This is a genomic window from Streptomyces poonensis (genome assembly GCF_014650915.1).
GTDB classification, from domain to species: domain Bacteria; phylum Actinomycetota; class Actinomycetes; order Streptomycetales; family Streptomycetaceae; genus Streptomyces; species Streptomyces poonensis.
On sequence record NZ_BMVW01000016.1, the window covers coordinates 97,864 to 114,049 of the forward strand.

Annotated in this window: 16 protein-coding genes; 13 read left to right on the forward strand and 3 right to left on the reverse strand. The window is 75.9% G+C overall.

Annotated features, from left to right (window positions below; genetic code table 11):
• Nucleotides 1-127: 127 nt before the first annotated feature.
• The 13 genes from IE242_RS29995 to IE242_RS30055 all read left to right on the forward strand — a co-directional run bounded on the left by IE242_RS29995 (nucleotide 128) and on the right by IE242_RS30055 (nucleotide 14,458).
• Nucleotides 128-1,651 carry a 3-hydroxybutyrate oligomer hydrolase family protein gene (locus tag IE242_RS29995; RefSeq protein ID WP_229859630.1) on the forward strand — a complete coding sequence of 508 codons (1,524 nt, stop codon included), beginning with the start codon at nucleotides 128-130 and terminating at the stop codon, nucleotides 1,649-1,651.
• A 186-nt stretch (nucleotides 1,652-1,837) separates the two neighbouring features.
• Nucleotides 1,838-2,842, forward strand: a complete 1,005-nt coding sequence (locus IE242_RS30000) for a UDP-glucuronic acid decarboxylase family protein (RefSeq protein ID WP_189864827.1) — start codon at nucleotides 1,838-1,840, stop codon at nucleotides 2,840-2,842.
• 168 nt (nucleotides 2,843-3,010) lie between these two features.
• Entirely contained in the window at nucleotides 3,011-4,636 is a 1,626-nt protein-coding gene (locus IE242_RS30005) for a carbamoyltransferase family protein (RefSeq protein ID WP_189864829.1), read from the forward strand.
• Nucleotides 4,633-5,643 carry a glycosyltransferase family 2 protein gene (locus IE242_RS30010; RefSeq protein WP_189864831.1) on the forward strand — a complete coding sequence of 337 codons (1,011 nt, stop codon included), beginning with the start codon at nucleotides 4,633-4,635 and terminating at the stop codon, nucleotides 5,641-5,643. Before IE242_RS30005 ends, IE242_RS30010 begins: the two co-directional genes overlap by 4 nt.
• Nucleotides 5,640-6,182, forward strand: a complete 543-nt coding sequence (locus IE242_RS30015) for a D-glycero-alpha-D-manno-heptose-1,7-bisphosphate 7-phosphatase (RefSeq protein ID WP_189864833.1) — start codon at nucleotides 5,640-5,642, stop codon at nucleotides 6,180-6,182. The genes IE242_RS30010 and IE242_RS30015 overlap by 4 nt, the downstream gene beginning before the upstream one ends.
• Before the next feature lie 68 nt (nucleotides 6,183-6,250).
• The gene (locus IE242_RS30020) at nucleotides 6,251-7,246 is read left to right on the forward strand and encodes a glycosyltransferase family 9 protein (protein WP_189864835.1); all 996 of its coding nucleotides are present in this window, start codon (nucleotides 6,251-6,253) and stop codon (nucleotides 7,244-7,246) included.
• Nucleotides 7,243-8,220: a glycosyltransferase gene (locus tag IE242_RS30025; protein WP_189864837.1), complete on the forward strand. Its 978-nt coding sequence runs from the start codon at nucleotides 7,243-7,245 to the stop codon at nucleotides 8,218-8,220. Before IE242_RS30020 ends, IE242_RS30025 begins: the two co-directional genes overlap by 4 nt.
• Entirely contained in the window at nucleotides 8,217-9,446 is a 1,230-nt protein-coding gene (locus IE242_RS30030) for a glycosyltransferase (RefSeq protein ID WP_189864839.1), read from the forward strand. The genes IE242_RS30025 and IE242_RS30030 overlap by 4 nt, the downstream gene beginning before the upstream one ends.
• Complete coding sequence (locus IE242_RS30035) at nucleotides 9,446-10,069, forward strand: D-sedoheptulose-7-phosphate isomerase (protein ID WP_189864841.1); 624 nt, start codon at nucleotides 9,446-9,448, stop codon at nucleotides 10,067-10,069. The genes IE242_RS30030 and IE242_RS30035 overlap by 1 nt, the downstream gene beginning before the upstream one ends.
• The gene (rfaE2, locus tag IE242_RS30040) at nucleotides 10,062-11,582 is read left to right on the forward strand and encodes a D-glycero-beta-D-manno-heptose 1-phosphate adenylyltransferase (protein ID WP_189864843.1); all 1,521 of its coding nucleotides are present in this window, start codon (nucleotides 10,062-10,064) and stop codon (nucleotides 11,580-11,582) included. The genes IE242_RS30035 and rfaE2 overlap by 8 nt, the downstream gene beginning before the upstream one ends.
• Nucleotides 11,579-12,667, forward strand: coding sequence for a glycosyltransferase family 9 protein (locus tag IE242_RS30045; protein WP_189864845.1), 1,089 nt, complete (start codon nucleotides 11,579-11,581; stop codon nucleotides 12,665-12,667). Before rfaE2 ends, IE242_RS30045 begins: the two co-directional genes overlap by 4 nt.
• Complete coding sequence (locus tag IE242_RS30050) at nucleotides 12,664-13,572, forward strand: glycosyltransferase family 2 protein (RefSeq protein WP_189864846.1); 909 nt, start codon at nucleotides 12,664-12,666, stop codon at nucleotides 13,570-13,572. The genes IE242_RS30045 and IE242_RS30050 overlap by 4 nt, the downstream gene beginning before the upstream one ends.
• Nucleotides 13,562-14,458, forward strand: a complete 897-nt coding sequence (locus tag IE242_RS30055; protein WP_189864848.1) for a glycosyltransferase family 2 protein — start codon at nucleotides 13,562-13,564, stop codon at nucleotides 14,456-14,458. Before IE242_RS30050 ends, IE242_RS30055 begins: the two co-directional genes overlap by 11 nt.
• 60 nt (nucleotides 14,459-14,518) lie before the next feature.
• Here IE242_RS30055 and IE242_RS30060 read toward each other — a convergent pair whose 3' ends face one another.
• The 3 genes from IE242_RS30060 to IE242_RS30070 form a co-directional block, all read right to left on the reverse strand.
• A complete protein-coding gene (locus IE242_RS30060; RefSeq protein ID WP_229859632.1) occupies nucleotides 14,519-14,716 on the reverse strand; it encodes a hypothetical protein in 198 nt (65 codons plus the stop codon).
• Between the two features lie 67 nt (nucleotides 14,717-14,783).
• Nucleotides 14,784-15,119, reverse strand: a complete 336-nt coding sequence (locus IE242_RS30065; protein WP_189864850.1) for a DUF3040 domain-containing protein — start codon at nucleotides 15,117-15,119, stop codon at nucleotides 14,784-14,786.
• Between the two features lie 84 nt (nucleotides 15,120-15,203).
• Nucleotides 15,204-16,124, reverse strand: coding sequence for a polysaccharide pyruvyl transferase family protein (locus IE242_RS30070; RefSeq protein WP_189864852.1), 921 nt, complete (start codon nucleotides 16,122-16,124; stop codon nucleotides 15,204-15,206).
• Between the last annotated feature and the right edge of the window lie 62 nt (nucleotides 16,125-16,186).

A 16,186-nucleotide genomic window follows, 5' to 3' on the forward strand; every position in this document is an offset into this window, starting at 1 on the left:
TGGCGGCCGCGCCCATGTCCGACGCCACACCCCGGTCCTAGCCTCCGTCAACCGTCAACCGTCAACCGTCAACCGTCAGCCGGCGAGCGGACAGCGAGCCGCCCGCCCCACTCCGCCCGGAGGCCCGATGTCGCCACGCACCCCACGCACCCGCACCCCACGCACCCGCACCCCACGCACCCGCACAAGAACCACTCCCTGCCCACGGCGCCGCACCACACTCACGCTCCTGACCCTCACCGCCGCCGCGCTGGCCCTCATCCCACCTCCCGCTGCCAGCGCACTGCCGACGGGAGCAGCCGGCGCCGGGGAACACTGCGCGCGGCCCGCGTCGGCGTCTCCGGCCCCGCTCCCGGTCCCACTCCCGGCCCTGACTCTGCGCGTCCCCGGCGCCGCCCACCAGCAGGTGGACTGCCTCGACGAACTCACCACCGCGGGAACGGTCGCCTCCGGCCACACCCAGCCCACCGACTGGGCCGGTCTCACCCCCGCAGGCCTCGCGACACCCACCGGTGTCCCCGGCATCCAGATCGACGGGTACTTCCCCGACAGCTCCGCCACCAACACGCACCACGGCTGGAACCACGACTCCCAGTTCGTCATCCGGCTCCCCGACCGCTGGAACGGCGGTCTCGTCGTGTCCGGCTCCCCGGGCAACCGAGCGCAGTACGCCAACGACCGTGCCATCGCCGACTGGGTGCTCGCCAAGGGGTACGCCTTCGCCGCCACCGACAAGGGCAACACCGGTCTCTCCTTCTTCAGGGACGGCCGCGGGCCCGGTGACGCCGTCGCCGAGTGGAACACCCGCCTGACCCAGCTCACCCGCGCCGCCCGCGCCGTCGTCGCGCAGCGCTACCACCGGCCGCCGTCCCGCACCCTCGCCACCGGGATGTCGAACGGGGGCTACCTCGTACGGTGGCAACTGGAGAACCACCCGGAGCTGTACGACGGGGGAGTGGACTGGGAAGGCACCCTGTGGCGCGCCGAGGGGCCCAACCCGCTGACCTTCCTGCCGCCAGCCCTGCGCCACTACCCCGTGTACGCCGCCGGCGGACCCGGAGCGGGGGAAGCCGCGGCGGCGATGCACGCCGCGGGTTACCCGTCCGGCTCCGAGTTCCTGTGGGAGTACCACCACCGGGTCTACTGGGACCTCACCCAGCGGATCTACCGCGAGGAGTTCGACCCCGGTTACGACGGGGCGACCGAAGCGGGGACGCCGTACTGCGCCGCGGGCACCGGCGCACCGGCCTGCGACGCGGACTACGACTACGCCGCCCGCGCCCCCGCCGCCGGGCCCGCCGTCCAGCGGGTCGCGCTGACCGGCCGGATCGGCAGGCCGCTGATCACCCTGCACGGCACGCTCGACGTGCTGTTGCCGATCGGCCAGGACTCCGACGTCTACGCCCGCATGGTGCGCGAGGCCGGACGCGGCGGTCTGCACCGCTACTACCGCATCGAGGACGGCACCCACACCGACGCCCTGGTGGACGTCTTCCCGGACCGGTTGCGCCCGCTGCTGCCGTGTCACCGGTCCGCCTTCACCGCGCTGGAGCGGTGGCTCACCGACGGCCGGCGCCCGCCCGCGAGTCACACCGTCGTCCGGCCCGGAGAAGCGACCGCCGACCATCTTCTGACCCGGTGCCGGCTCTAGCGGTCCGTACACGGGGGCCGGGCCGGCCGGGTTCTTCCGGTCACGGTCCGCAGCCGCACCAGCGTTCAGGCCCTGCACACGGCTCGCCGCGGCGCAACCGGACGGCGTACCGACTCGGACGGGTGAGTGGGGGGTACTCGCGCGCCGCACATCAGTGATGGCAGAGCGAGAGCGAAGGAGACCCCCATGGGTGCACGTGGACGCGGACAGGTAATCGGCGACGTGACCGGTCGCCGCGGCTGGCGCCGCGCTCTGGTCACCGGCGGAGCCGGGTTCGTGGGCTCCCATCTGTGCGCACGGCTGCTGGACGACGGCACGGACGTGGTCTGTCTGGACAATCTGTCCACGGGCACGCGCGGCAACGTTCTGGAGCTGGACCGGCACCGGGGCTTCCGGTTCGTGCGCGGCGACGTGACCGACGAGGACGTCGTACGGGCGCTCCCGGGCCCCTTCGACCTGGTGCTGCACTTCGCCTGCCCGGCGTCGCCCGTCGACTATCTGCGGCTGCCGCTGGAGACCCTCGACGTCGGCAGCACCGGCACGCGCAACGCCCTGGAGTTGGCCCGGCGCGACGGAGCCCGCTTCCTGCTCGCCTCCACATCGGAGGTGTACGGCGACCCGCTGGAGCACCCGCAGACGGAGGCGTACTGGGGCAACGTCAACCCGGTCGGGCCGCGCAGCGTCTACGACGAGTCCAAGCGTTTCGCCGAGGCGCTGGTCACCGCCCATCGCGCGGTGCACGGCACCGACACGGCCATCGTGCGCATCTTCAACACCTACGGGCCGCGCATGCGCACCGGTGACGGCCGGGCCGTGCCCACCTTCGTCGCGCAGGCCCTGGACGGCACGCCGCTCACGGTCGCGGGCGACGGCAGCCAGACCCGTTCCCTCTGCTACGTCGACGACACGGTCGACGGCGTGCTCGCGCTGGCCGCGTCCACCGAGACCGGCCCCGTGAACATCGGCGGCGGTGACGAGATCACCATGCTGGAGCTGGCGCAGCGCGTCGTGGAGCTCACCGGCTCACGCTCCCGCATCCGCTTCGTCGAACGTCCGGTCGACGACCCCGAGCGGCGCCGGCCCGACACCCGGCTGGCCGCCGAGCGGCTCGGCTGGCGGCCGCGGGTCGGCTGGAGCGAGGGGCTGGAGCGGACGATCGGCTGGTTCTCGCAGGCCGCAGCCGCCGCCTGACCCGCCGACGCCCTCATGGGCGCCACTCTGCGTAACCGTCTGACGGTTGCACAACGTGACGAATCGGTGAAAGTCCGGGCGAGTTGTCTCCAAGTGTTTGAGACAGCTGTCGGGGGGCGACCCGGGGAAGCCGAGGTTCCCCGCACACTCTCCGGGACGGAGCCGCTCATGCGCATCCTTGGTATCAACGCCCTGTTCCACGACCCGGCCGCCGCCCTCGTCGTCGACGGCACGACCGTAGCGGCCGCCGAGGAGGAGCGCTTCAGCCGGCGCAAGCACGGCAAGCGGCCCGTGCCGTTCTCGGCCTGGGAGCTGCCCGAGCAGGCCGCCCGCTGGTGCCTCGAGTACGGGGGGATACCGCCCGGAGAGCTCGACGCGGTCACGTACTCCTTCGACCCGCGGCTCGCCCGCCCCGCCGCCGAGATGGGGCTGCACGACCCCTTCGACCCGCTGCGTCTGGAGTACGCGGAGCGGGCGCCCGAGTTCCTCGCCGAGGCGCTGCCCGGCCTGGACCCGGCGAAGGTCGTCTTCGTCCCCCACCACATCGCGCACGCCGCCTCCGCCGGGCCGGCCTCCCCGTACCCGGACAGCGCGGTCCTCGTGCTCGACGGCCGCGGCGAGGCGGCCTCCCATCTCGCGGGCCGCTTCCAGGACGGCACCCTGAACACGCTCGCCGCCCAGGCGCTGCCCGACTCGCTCGGCCTGGTGTACGAAGAACTCACCGCCCACCTCGGCTTCCTGCGCAGCAGCGACGAGTACAAGGTGATGGCGCTCGCCTCCTACGGCAAGCCCCGCTTCCTGCCCCAGCTGCGCGGTTACGTCCACGCCACCGGCGACGGAGGCTTCCGCGCGCGGGACGTCGACTGGGCGGCCTTCGTCCCGCCGCGCGCGGGGGACGAGCCGTGGAAGCAGGACCACGCCGACCTCGCCGCCAGCGCCCAGGCCGTCCTGGAGGAGACCCTCCTCGACCTCGCGCACTGGCTGCACCGGGAGGCGGGCGGCGACGCCCTCGCCCTCGCCGGGGGCGTGGCCCTGAACTGCGTCGCCAACTCCAAGCTCGCCGCGCAGGGACCGTACCGGCATGTGTGGGTGCAGCCCGCGGCCGGTGACGCGGGCACCGCCCTCGGCGGCGCCCTGTACCTCGCCGAGAACCCCGCCCCCATGGCGGGCGCCGACCTCGGCCGCGGCTGGAGCGACGACGAGCTGCGCGCCTGGCTCGACGCGGCGGCCGTACCGTACGAGGAGCCGGAGGACATCGCCGAGACGGTCGCCGAGGAGCTCGCCCGGGACGGTGTCGTCGCCTGGTTCCAGGGACGCAGCGAGTACGGGCCACGGGCCCTCGGCCACCGCTCCCTGCTCGCCCACCCGGGCCGGGCGGAGAACCTGGAACGCCTCAACACGGTCAAGGGGCGCGAGGAGTTCCGGCCGGTCGCGCCGATGGTGCTCACCGAGCGGGCCGCCGACATCTTCCAGGGGCCGCTGCCCAGCCCGTACATGCTGTTCGTGCACGACGTCGTCCGCGACTGGCGCGACCGCATCCCGGCGGTGGTCCACGTCGACGGCACCGCGCGCGTCCAGACCGTCGACGCACGTCAGGAGCCGCTGGTCGCCCGGATGCTGAGCGCCTTCGAACGGCGCACCGGACTGCCCGTGGTCGTCAACACCAGCCTCAACACCGCCGGGCGGCCCATGGTCGACGATCCCCGCGACGCGCTGGAGTGCTTCGGCTCCGCGCCGGTGGATCTGCTGGCGATCGGGCCGTTCGCGGTCCGCAGGGGACGGATGTTCGCATGACCGGCACCGCCACCGCCTACGCCGTGGTGATCCCGACGCTCGTGCGGGACACGCTGGCCGGCTGTCTCGCGGCGCTCGCCGCCGCGGACGGGACCGCGCCCGCCGAGATCGTCCTCGTCGACGACCGCCCCGAGCCCGACGACACCGCCCTGGAGCACCCGCTGAGCGTCCTCGGCGAGCTGCGCGCCCGGACCACCGTGCTGCGCAGCGGGGGCCTCGGGCCCGCCGCCGCGCGCAACCGCGGACTGCGGGCCGTCACCGCGCCGTGGGTCGTCTTCCTCGACGACGACGTGCAGGTCGGACCGCACTGGAGCGAGCAGCTGTCCCAGGACATCGCGGAGGCGGCGCCCGACACGGCCGCCGTGCAGGGCGTGATCACGGTGCCGCTGCCCGGCGAACGCCGCCCCACCGACTGGGAACGCGGCACCGCCGGGCTCGCGACGGCCCACTGGATCACCGCCGACATGGCCTTCCGCACCGAGGTCCTCGGCTACCTCGGCGGCTTCGACGAACGGTTCCGCCGGGCCTTCCGCGAGGACGCCGACCTCGCGCTGCGCGTCCTGGACGCCGGCTGGGGCGTACGGCGCGGCCGGCGCACCACCCGGCACCCGGTGCGCGCCGCCGGCCGCTGGGTGTCGCTGCGCGCCCAGCGCGGCAACGCCGACGACGCGCTCATGGTCCGGCTGCACGGACCCGACTGGTGGACCAGGGCGGCCGCCCCCCGCGGCCGTATCCGGCGCCATCTGGCCATCACCGCCGCGGGCGCCACCGCGTGCGCGCTCGCCGTGGCGGGCCGGCGCGCCGGAGCGGCGGCGGCGGGCCTGGTCTGGGCGGCCGGCACCGCCGAGTTCGCCTGGGCGCGTATCGCCCCCGGGCCGCGCACCCGGCACGAGGTGGAGACCATGCTCGCCACCAGCGTGCTCATCCCGCCCGCCGCGACCTGGCACTGGCTCACCGGACTATGGCGTCACCGTGCCGCCGGGCCCTGGCTGCAGGAGGCGCGATGACCGGAGTCCAGGCCGTGTTCTTCGACCGCGACGGCACCCTCGTCGAGGACGTCCCCTACAACGGCGACCCGGACCTCGTACGGCCCGTCGCGGGAGCCGGCGAGGCCCTGGGCCTGCTGCGGACGCACGGCATACGCACCGGGGTCGTGACCAACCAGTCCGGCATCGGGCGCGGTCTGCTCACCCACGACGAGGTGCGCCGCGTCGACGAACGCGTCGAGGAACTGCTCGGGCCGTTCGACGTCTGGGCGGTGTGCCCGCACGCCCCCGAGGACGGGTGCGACTGCCGCAAGCCCGCGCCGGGGCTCGTGCTCTGTGCGGCCCGGACGCTCGGCGTCGCGCCCGCGGAGTGCGTCGTCGTCGGCGACATCGGCTCCGACCTGGAGGCGGCCCGCCGGGCGGGAGCGCGCGGCATCCTCGTGCCGACCCCCGTCACCCGCCGGGAGGAGACGGAGACCGCCGAGTGGGTGGCCACCGACCTGTGGGAGGCGGTGCGGTCCCTGGTGCCGCAGGACGCCGTGGGCGGGTGGGTGCCGTGAAGGCTTATCGGGAAGGTGCCGTGAAGGCCCACCGGGAGAGTGCCGCGGATGCCCACCGGGAGGATGCCGTGAAGGCCCTCGTCACCCGGCTCGACAGCTTCGGCGACGTGCTGCTCGCCGGGCCCGCCGTGCGCGCCGTGGCCGCCCGCGCCGACTCCGTCACCCTGCTGTGCGGGCCGCTCGGGGAGCCCGCCGCGCGCATGCTGCCCGGCGTGGACCGCGTCCTCGTCTGGGACGCGCCCTGGGCGGGGTTCGAGCCGCCGCCCGTGGACCGCGAGGACATCGCCCGGCTCGTGGCGTCCGTCGCGTCCGTCGGCGCGGACACGGCGCTCGTCCTCACCTCCTACCACCAGTCCCCGCTGCCCACGGCCCTGTTGCTGCGCCTGGCCGGGGTGGCGCGCATCGCCGCCGACAGCGAGGACTACCCCGGCTCCCTGCTCGACGTACGCCACCACCGGGCGCCGCACGCGCACGAGGCGGAGGCGGCGCTCGACCTGGCAGCGGCCGCCGGGTTCCCGGCCGCCGACGACGGGCTGCTGCGCGTCCGGCACGTGCCCGACGCCACCGCCCTGACCGGCGCCGGGCCGTATGTCGTGCTGCACCCGGGCGCGAGCGTCCCCGCCCGCGGCTGGAGCCCCGGACGCTGCGCCGAGGCGGTCGCCGAGCTCACCGCCGCGGGCCACCGCGTCGTGGTGACCGGCGGCCCCGGGGAGTGCGACCTCACCGCGTACGTGGCCGGGGGCCAGGCCCTCGACCTCGGCGGGCGCACGGACGCACCGTCGCTCGCCGGGGTGCTCGCGCGCGCGGACGCCGTGATCACGGGCAACACGGGCCCCGCCCATCTGGCCGCCGCCGTCGGCACCCCCGTCGTCTCCCTGTTCGCCCCGGTCGTGCCCGCCGAGCGCTGGCGGCCGTACGGCGTCCCGTACGTCCTGCTCGGCGACCAGGACGCACCGTGCGCGGGCACCCGCGCGCGGGAGTGTCCCGTCCCCGGACACCCCTGCCTGAACTCGGTGACCGCGTACGACGTGCTCACCGCGACGGAGAAGGTGATGCAGGCATGAGGATCCTGATCTGGCACGTGCACGGCTCGTGGACGACGGCGTTCGTCCAGGGCCCGCACACGTACCTCGTCCCCGTCACCCCCGACAGAGGACCCGACGGCCTCGGCCGCGCCCGCACCTGGGACTGGCCGGACGACGTCGTCGAACTCCCGCCCGAGCGGCTCCGGGAGACCGACGTCGACCTGGTCGTCCTCCAGCGCCCGCACGAGGCCGACCTGGCCGAGCGGTGGCTCGGCGGCCGCCGGCCCGGCCGGGACGTCCCGGCCGTCTACCTGGAGCACAACGCCCCCCACGGCTGCTCTCCCGGCGTTCCCGACACCCGTCACCCGGCCGCCGGCCTGCCCGGCGAGGTGACCCTCGTCCACGTCACCCACTTCAACCGCCTGATGTGGGACGCGGGCGGCGCCCCGACCGCCGTGATCGAGCACGGCATCGTCGACCCGGGCCCCCTGTACACCGGCGAACTCGACCGCGCCGCCGTCGTCGTCAACGACCCGCTGCGCCGCGGCCGCACCGTCGGCGCCGACCTGCTGCCCGCGTTCGCGGCCGCAGCCCCGCTGGACGTGTTCGGCATGGGCACCGACGGCCTCGCCGAACACCTCGGCCTCCCGCCCGGCCGCTGCCGCACCCGCGACCTGCCCCAGTCCGCGCTGCACACGGAACTGGCCCGGCGCCGCGTCTACGCCCACCCCGTCCGCTGGACCTCCCTCGGACTGTCCCTGCTGGAGGCGATGCACCTCGGCATGCCCGTGGTCGCCCTCGCCACCACCGAGGTCACCGAGGCGGTCCCGCCCGGAGCCGGAGTGGTCTCCAACCGGATCGAGGAACTGACCGACGCCGTACGGACCTTCACCGCCGATCCCGCGCACGCGCGCGTGGTGGGCGAGAAGGCCCGCACGGCCGCGCTCGCCCGCTACGGGCTGGCCCGCTTCCTGGACGACTGGGAGCGGCTGATCAAGGAGGTGACCCGATGAGGATCGCCATGGTGTCCGAGCACGCGAGCCCCCTCGCCGCGCTCGGCGGCCCCGACGCCGGAGGCCAGAACGTGTACGTGGCCCGCCTGTCCGAGGAGCTGTCCACGCGTGGGCACGACGTCACCGTCTACACCCGGCGGGACTCACGCCGGCTCCCGGAGCGGGTGCGCATGCCCGGCGGGACGACGGTCGTGCACGTACCGGCCGGGCCACCGGAACCCCTCCCCAAGGACGAGCTGTTCCCGCACATGCCCGCCTTCGGCGCCCGCCTCGCGCGCGCGTGGGACGACGAGCGGCCCGACGCGGTGCACGCCCACTTCTGGATGTCCGGCATGGCCGCGCGGATCGGCGCCCACGCCCAGGGCATCCCGGTCGTGCAGACCTTCCACGCCCTCGGCACGGTCAAGCGCCGCCACCAGGGCCGGCTGGACACCAGCCCGTACGAACGGATCGGCGTCGAACGGCACCTCGGGCGCACCTGCGGACGCGTCCTCGCCACCTGCACCGACGAGGTCTACGAGCTCGCCGACATGGGCGTGCCGCCGCAGCAGGTGTCGGTCGTGCCGTGCGGCGTGGACGTCGAGCACTTCCACCCGCAGGGCCCGACCGGTACGGCACCCGCGCGCGAGCGGCGGCGGCGTCTGCTCGCGACCGGCCGGCTCGTCCCGCGCAAGGGCTTCGACCAGGCGATCCGCGCCCTCGGCGCCCTCGTCGACGACGGCCCCGACACCGAACTCCTCATCGCGGGCGGCCCCGAGGCCGCGCTGCTGGACACCGACCCCGAGGCGGAGCGGCTGTGGCACATCGCCGACCGGGCCGGCGTACGGGACCGGGTACGGCTCCTCGGCGCCGTCGACCCGGCGGACATGCCCGCCCTGGTCCGCAGCGCCGACGTGGTGCTGTGCGTCCCCGCGTACGAGCCGTTCGGCATCGTGCCGCTGGAGGCCATGGCGTGCGGGGTGCCGGTGCTCGCCACCGACGTGGGCGGACACCGCGACACGGTCGCCGACAAGGTGACCGGGCGGCTCGTGCCGCCCGGCGACCCCGGCGCCGTCGCCCGCGCCGCACGCGGCCTGCTCGACGACGAGCGGCTGCGGCGGCGCATGGGCCGCGCGGGCCGCGAGCGGGTCCTCGCGCGCTTCACCTGGCAGCGCGTCGCGGACGGGGCGGAACAGGTCTACCGGCGGGTTGCGGTCGGCCACGCGGTGCCGTCGGAGGTGGCGTGATGAAACGGATCGAGCAGACCCGCGGCCGGGCCGTCGCGATCCCGGAGCCCGTGGCCGGGCACTGCGACGAACTGCTGGAGGCGCTCGGCGCGTTCCGTGACTCGGCGGGCGTCACGGCACGCTGGGGCGCGCAACTGGCCCGGACCCTCTCCGCCGGCGGCCGGCTGCTCGCCGCGGGCAACGGCGGCAGCGCGGCCCAGGCCCAGCACCTGACCGCCGAGCTCGTCGGCCGCTACCGCACCGACCGGCCGGCGTTCTCCGCGATCGCGCTGCACGCCGACACCTCCAGCACCACGGCCATCGCCAACGACTACGGCGTGCACGAGGTGTTCTCCCGCCAGGTCCGCGCACACGGCCGCCCCGGCGACGTCCTCGTCCTGCTGTCCACCAGCGGGGCCAGCGCCAACCTGCTGTCCGCGGCCGACGCGGGCCGGGCCGCCGGACTGCGCGTGTGGGCCCTCACCGGACCCGCGCCCAACCCGCTCGCCGCCGGCAGCGACGAGACACTCAGCGTCGAGGCCCCGTCCCCCGCCACCGTGCAGGAACTGCACCTGGTCGCGGTGCACATGCTGTGCGCGGCGTTCGACGCTGCCCTGGAGAACGGAGGCCGGACCCATGGCTGACCGCACCGCACCCCCGCGCGCGGGCCGGGCGCCCCTGCTCGTCGTCGGCGACGCCCTGCTCGACCGCGACCTGACCGGCACCGCCGAACGGCTCGCCCCCGACGCGCCCGTCCCCGTGGTGGCGGACTGCGCCGAGCGCGTACGGCCCGGCGGCGCCGCCCTCGCCGCCTGCCTCGCCGCCCGTGACGGCCGGGACGTCACCCTCGTCACCGGCCTGGGCGACGACCCGGCCGGCCGGGCGCTGCGCCGGCTCCTGGAACCCTGGGTGCACGTGATCGCCCTGCCCCTGTCCGGGAGCCTGCCCGAGAAGACCCGCGTCCTCGCCCAGGGACAGCCCGTCCTGCGCCTGGACCGGGGCTCCGGCCGCGCCCACGAGGCGACCGACGAGGCCCGCCGGGCACTCCGCTCGGCACGCGCCGTGCTGGTCGCGGACTACGGGCGCGGCGCGGCCGACGCCCTGCGCGACACCCTCGCCGAGAGCCCGCCGGCCGTGTGGGACCCGCACCCGCGCGGTGGCGCCCCGGTACAGGGCACCCGGCTGGTCACCCCGTCGGCCCGGGAGGCCCGCCGCTTCGCCGCAGCCTCGACCGGACCGACGGTCCCGACCGGACCGGCGTCCCCGACCGGACCACCGTCCCAGGCCGGACCGGAGACACCGCCGGAGACGGGCCCGGACCCCCGGTCCCGCGCGGGCGGCCTGCGCACCGCCGCACAGGACGCCGCCACCCTGGTCCGGCGGTGGCGGGCCGGAGCCGTCGCCGTCACCCTCGGCGCACGCGGCGCGCTGCTGTCGTACGGCGACTGCCCGCTGCTCGTGCCCGCGCCCGAGGAGCACCACGGGGACAGCTGCGGCGCGGGCGACCGGTTCGCCGCCACCGCCGCCGGGCTCCTCGCGGAGGGGGCGCTGACCGACGAGGCCGTGGCGGGCGCGGTGGCCGCGGCGACCGCGTTCGTGGCCGCGGGCGGAGCCGGCGCGCTCACCCGGACCGATGCCGCGGACGGGCCAGCCGGCCCCGCGACCGCGACAGGGACGGAAGGCCACGACCCGCACCGGCTCGTCGCCCGCGTCCGCGCGGCCGGCGGCACCGTCGTCGCCGCGGGCGGCTGCTTCGACCTGCTGCACGCCGGCCACGTGGGCCTGCTCCAGGCCGCCCGGCGCATCGGCGACTGCCTGGTCGTGTGCGTGAACTCCGACGCGTCGGTCCGCCGCCGCAAGGGCGACGGCCGCCCCGTCACCCCCCTCGCCGACCGGGTCCGCGTGCTGCGCGCCCTGGAGTGCGTGGACGCCGTCGCCGTCTTCGACGAGGACACCCCCGAACGGCTGCTCGGCGCGCTCCGCCCGGACGTGTGGGTCAAGGGCGGCGACTACGCCCGCGGCGACCTCCCCGAAGCCGCGCTCCTGGAGAGCTGGGGCGGCCAGACCGTCCTGCTGCCGTATCTGGACGGCCGCTCGACCACCCGGCTCGCGGCGCGGGCGGCGGCGTCGGTGACGGCCGGAGGCGGTGCGCCATGACCGCACTCCCGCCCCCCGAACTCGCGGCCGCCCCCGAGCCGGTCCGTCCGGCCATCCTCGTCCTGCGCGCCCTCGGCCTCGGCGACCTCCTCGCCGCCGTGCCCGCCCTGCGCGCCCTGCGCCGCGCCTTCCCCCCGTACGAGATGGTCCTCGCCGCCCCGGAGGAGCTGGCCCCGGCGGCCGCGGCGACCGGGGCCGTGGACCGGCTGCTGCCCGCCGCCGCCCCCGGCCGGGCGGTGCCCCGCACCCTGGACTGGCCGGGCCCGCCCCCCGAGATCGGGGTCGACCTGCACGGCAACGGGCAGGCCAGCCACCGGCTGCTGCGCACCGTACGGCCGCGCAAGGTGCTCGCCTTCGCCGCCCCCGACGGCCCGCTGTGGCAGGTCGAGGAGCACGAACGGGACCGCTGGTGCAGATTCCTGCGGTGGTACGGCATCCCGGCCGACCCCACCGATCTGCGGCTGCCGCATCCGGGGGTGCCGTCCCCGGCCCCCGGCGCCGTGGTCGTGCACCCCGGCGCGGGCGCCCCCGCCCGCTGCTGGCCCGCCGAACGGTACGCGCACATCGCCGCGGAGCTGCGCGCCCGCGGTCACCGCGTCGTGGTCACCGGCGGACCGGACGAGGAGGAGCTGGTGACGGAGGTCGCCAAGCGGGCCGACCTGCCGGAGACGGACACGTTCGCCGGGCCGCCCGCCGGCCCGGCCGGCACCACCGGGCGCGGTGCGGAGGACCCCGCCGGGGTGCCGGCGTCCGGCGGGCTGTCCTTCCCGTCGCTGTCCGCGCTCGTCGCGGAGGCCCGCGCGGTGGTCAGCGGCGACACCGGCATCGCCCACCTCGCAGTCGCGCACACCACCCCGTCCGTGACCCTCTTCGGCCCGGTCCCGCCCGACGAGTGGGGCCCGCCCCGCCACCCGCGCCACCAGGCCCTGTGGCGGCCGGACCAGCGGCGGCACGGCAACCCGCACGGCCGGGCACCGGACCCGGCGCTGCTGCGCATCCAGCCCGACGACGTCCTGCGCGCACTGGACGAGGTCGAGGCGCCTCCCGGGACCCGGGAGCCGGAGACCGGGAGCCGGACATCATGAGCGCCGACGCGCACCGTACGACGGACCTCACGGCGGACCTCACGGTGGTGATCGCCACCCGCAACCGCCGTGACTCCCTCGCCCGCACCCTCGACCAGTTGCGCGCCCTCCCCGACCGGCCCGCCGTCCTGGTCGCCGACAACGCCTCCACCGACGGCACCCGCGACCTGGTCGCCCGCCGCCACCCGGAGGTCCGCGTCCTCGCCCTGCCCGTCAACCGCGGCGCCCTCGCCCGCAACCACGGCGTCCGTGCCGCAAGCACCCCGTACGTGGCGTTCAGCGACGACGACTCCTGGTGGGCGCCGGACGCCCTGCGCACCGCCGTCCGCCTGCTGGCGGACCACCCCCGCCTGGGCCTGATCTCCGCCCGCACCCTGGTCGGCCCCGCCGAACGCCCGGACCCGCTCAACGAGGTCATGGCCGCCTCACCGCTCGGCCGCGCCCACGACCTCCCGGGCACCCAGGTCCTCGGCTACCTCGCCTGCGCCGCCGTCGCCCGCCGCGAGGCGTACCTCGACGCCGGCGGCTACCACCCGCTGCTGTTCTTCGGCGGCGAGGAGACCCTCCTCGCGTACGACCTCGCCGCCCGCGGCTGGGGCGTCACGCACTGCCCGGAGGTGGTCGCCCACCACCACCCCGACCCGGCGGCCCGCACCGGGCGCCCGGCCAGGATGCGCCGCAACGCCCTGCTCACGGTCTGGCTGCGCCGCTCCCTGCCCCTGGCGCTCGACCGCACCCGCGCCCTGGCGGCCGAGGCCCACCGCGACCCCACGGCCCGCAGGGCGCTCGGCGAGACCCTCACCCGTGTCCCGGCCGCCCTGCGGGCCCGCAGGGCCCTGCCGCCGCACGTCGAACGGGCGGCGCGGCTGCTGGACGACGTCAGGAGGGCCTCCCATGAGCGATGACCGCACGACCGTCGTCGTCATCACCCACAACCGCCGCGCCGAACTCCTGCGCACCCTCGACCGGCTCACCCGGCTGCCGGAGAGACCGCCGGTGATCGTGACGGACAACGCCTCCACGGACGGCACCGCCGACGCGGTCGCCCGCCACTTCCCCGACGTCACCCTGCTGCGGCCCGGCCGCAACCTCGGCGCCATCGGCCGCAACCTGGCCGTGCACCAGGTCCGCACGCCCTACGTGGCCTTCTGCGACGACGACTCCTGGTGGGCGCCCGGGTCCCTCGCGGGCGCCGCCGACCTGCTGGACCGCCACGAGAGGCTGGCGACGGTCACGGCGCGCATCGTGGTGGAACCGGACGGCACCGAGGACCCGATCGTCGAGGAACTGCGCGACTCGCCCGTACCCGGCCCGGCCTGGCTGCCCGGACCGGCCCTCGGCTCGTTCCTGGCCGCCGCCACGTCCCTGCGCACGGCGGCGTTCCGCGCCGCGGGCGGCTTCGACCCGCGGCTGTGGCTGGGCGGCGAGGAGGAACTCCTCGCGGTGGACCTGGCGACGAAGGGCTGGTGGCTGACGTACGCGGACGACCTGACGATCCATCACCACCCGTCGCTGCTGAGGGACTCGACGCTCCGCAGGACGCACGGGCTGCGCAACACCCTGTGGTTCACCTGGCTCCGCCGCCCGGTGCGCACCGCCACCCGCCGGACCCTCCATCTCGCCCGCACGGTGCCCCGGGACACCGCCTCCCTCCGGGCCTTCGGCCTGGCGGCGGCGGGGCTGCCGTGGGTGGTGCGGGAGCGCCGCGTCGTACCGCGGGAGATCGAGAGCCGGCTGCGGCTGCTGGACGAGACACAGCGGCGGTCGAAGGCCCGGCGCTATACGGGGTGAGCCGGACGAGCGCCGGGCGGCCACGCATCGTGGCCGCCCGACGTGTGCTCCGACGGCTCCTCAGTCGTTCCCCGGCCGTTCTCCCTTGGGGCCGCGGCCGCGCTCGGTGCGCGGGCCCCGGCTGCGCAGGCCCTCCTCCTCCTGCAGGCGTTCGTTGGCCTGCGCGTCGGCCTCCTGGCCGGAGATTCCCGACTGTTCGAGTTCCTTGCGCAATCGGGCGCGCCGAACGTCGTACTTCTTGCTTCCGGGCTCGGGCACGACGATCACCTCCTGAGCGGCCGGGTGCCCCTGGCCCCACGGGGCAAAACGCTCGTACGGTGCCGTACTACTCCGCCTCGCGGCGCCGCTCCGCCGGCTCCGACCAGCGGCACAGCAGCCGGAAGACCGCGTACAGCGTCACGGGCCACATGAGGGCGAAGGCCCAGATGACGCCCGGCTCGGAGGTGCGTATGCCGGTCACCATCAGGACGATGGACACGGCGAGGCAGAAAGCGACGGTGACCGGATGGGGCCGGTACGCCGCGACGGGCGCCAGAAGGGACCGCCGCCGCTTCAGCCGGAGGGTGCGCAACTGGCGGTCGAGGCGCCGGTCCCGGCGCAGCTCCGCCTCCATCTCGTCCAGGATGCGCTGCTCGTGGTGGGGGAGTCGGCCGATCGTCACTGTCGTTGCCTCCGGAGCCGTCGGTGCCAGCCCGTTCCGTGTGCCCTTCCCCGACGTGGCCTAACGCCCGCGCGCGGGGGCCGTTCAGAGGGCGGAGAGGAGCTCGTCGGCGTTGTCGGGCACGGCGCCCGCGGCGAAGCCGTCGCGGATCCGGCGGGCGGCCTCCGGACCGGTCGACAGACACCAGTTCCACCACCCCTCCAGCCGGTCGGCGTCGAGGTGTTCGGCCGCGACGAGCGCGGGCCAGCCGCACGCGTGCGCCTGCGCGGTCACCTTCGCACCGCCCGCGACGGGATCCACGGCCAGCACCGGTACCCCGGTCCGCAGTCCGAGCACCAGCCCGTGCAGCCGGTCGGTGACGATCAGATCCAGCCGCGCCAGGACGGACTCCAACTGCTCCGGTGTGGCGCTCAGCCGCCAGTCGTGCGCGTCGAGCCGCGTCTCCAGTTCGATCCGCGCGCAGTCCTTGCCGCCGAGCCACCGGGTCACCCCGTCGGCGACCCACTCGTGGCGCCGCAGCGCGCCGTACTCCCCCTGCCCATGCGTGAGGATCACCCCGACGACGGGCGGCGCGGCTCGCGCGGGTGCCCGGGCGGCCAGGTCCGCCACCGGCTCGCCCTCCGGGGTGTCCCGCGCCAGCACCCGGTGGAAACCGGCCACCGCCGGATCGCGCGCGTCGAGCACCGACACCCCCACGGCGATCCGCACACAGTGCCGGAACCGCCGGTGCAGTTCGGTGACCTGCTCGCCGTGCAGGGGGCCGCAGACAAAGAGGAGATGCGAGTACGCCCGCGGCCGTACGTGCTCCATGTGCAGGTGCCCCGGCCGGAACCCGGCGCTCCACACCACGTCGTACGCCAGTCCGGCGCGCCCGAGCACGTCCTCCACCCGCCGCAGCGCGAGGACGTCCCCGGCGGTGGCCTCACCGTCCCGGAAACTGAACCATCCGGTCACCAGAATTCTCCGTCGCACCGCGCCACGGGTTCCCCTCCGGCGGGAGGCCATGTCAGCCACACCTGTCGTCGTGCGAGGAGGCGGGTCGAGGCGGTTGGGGCCACCCGGGACAC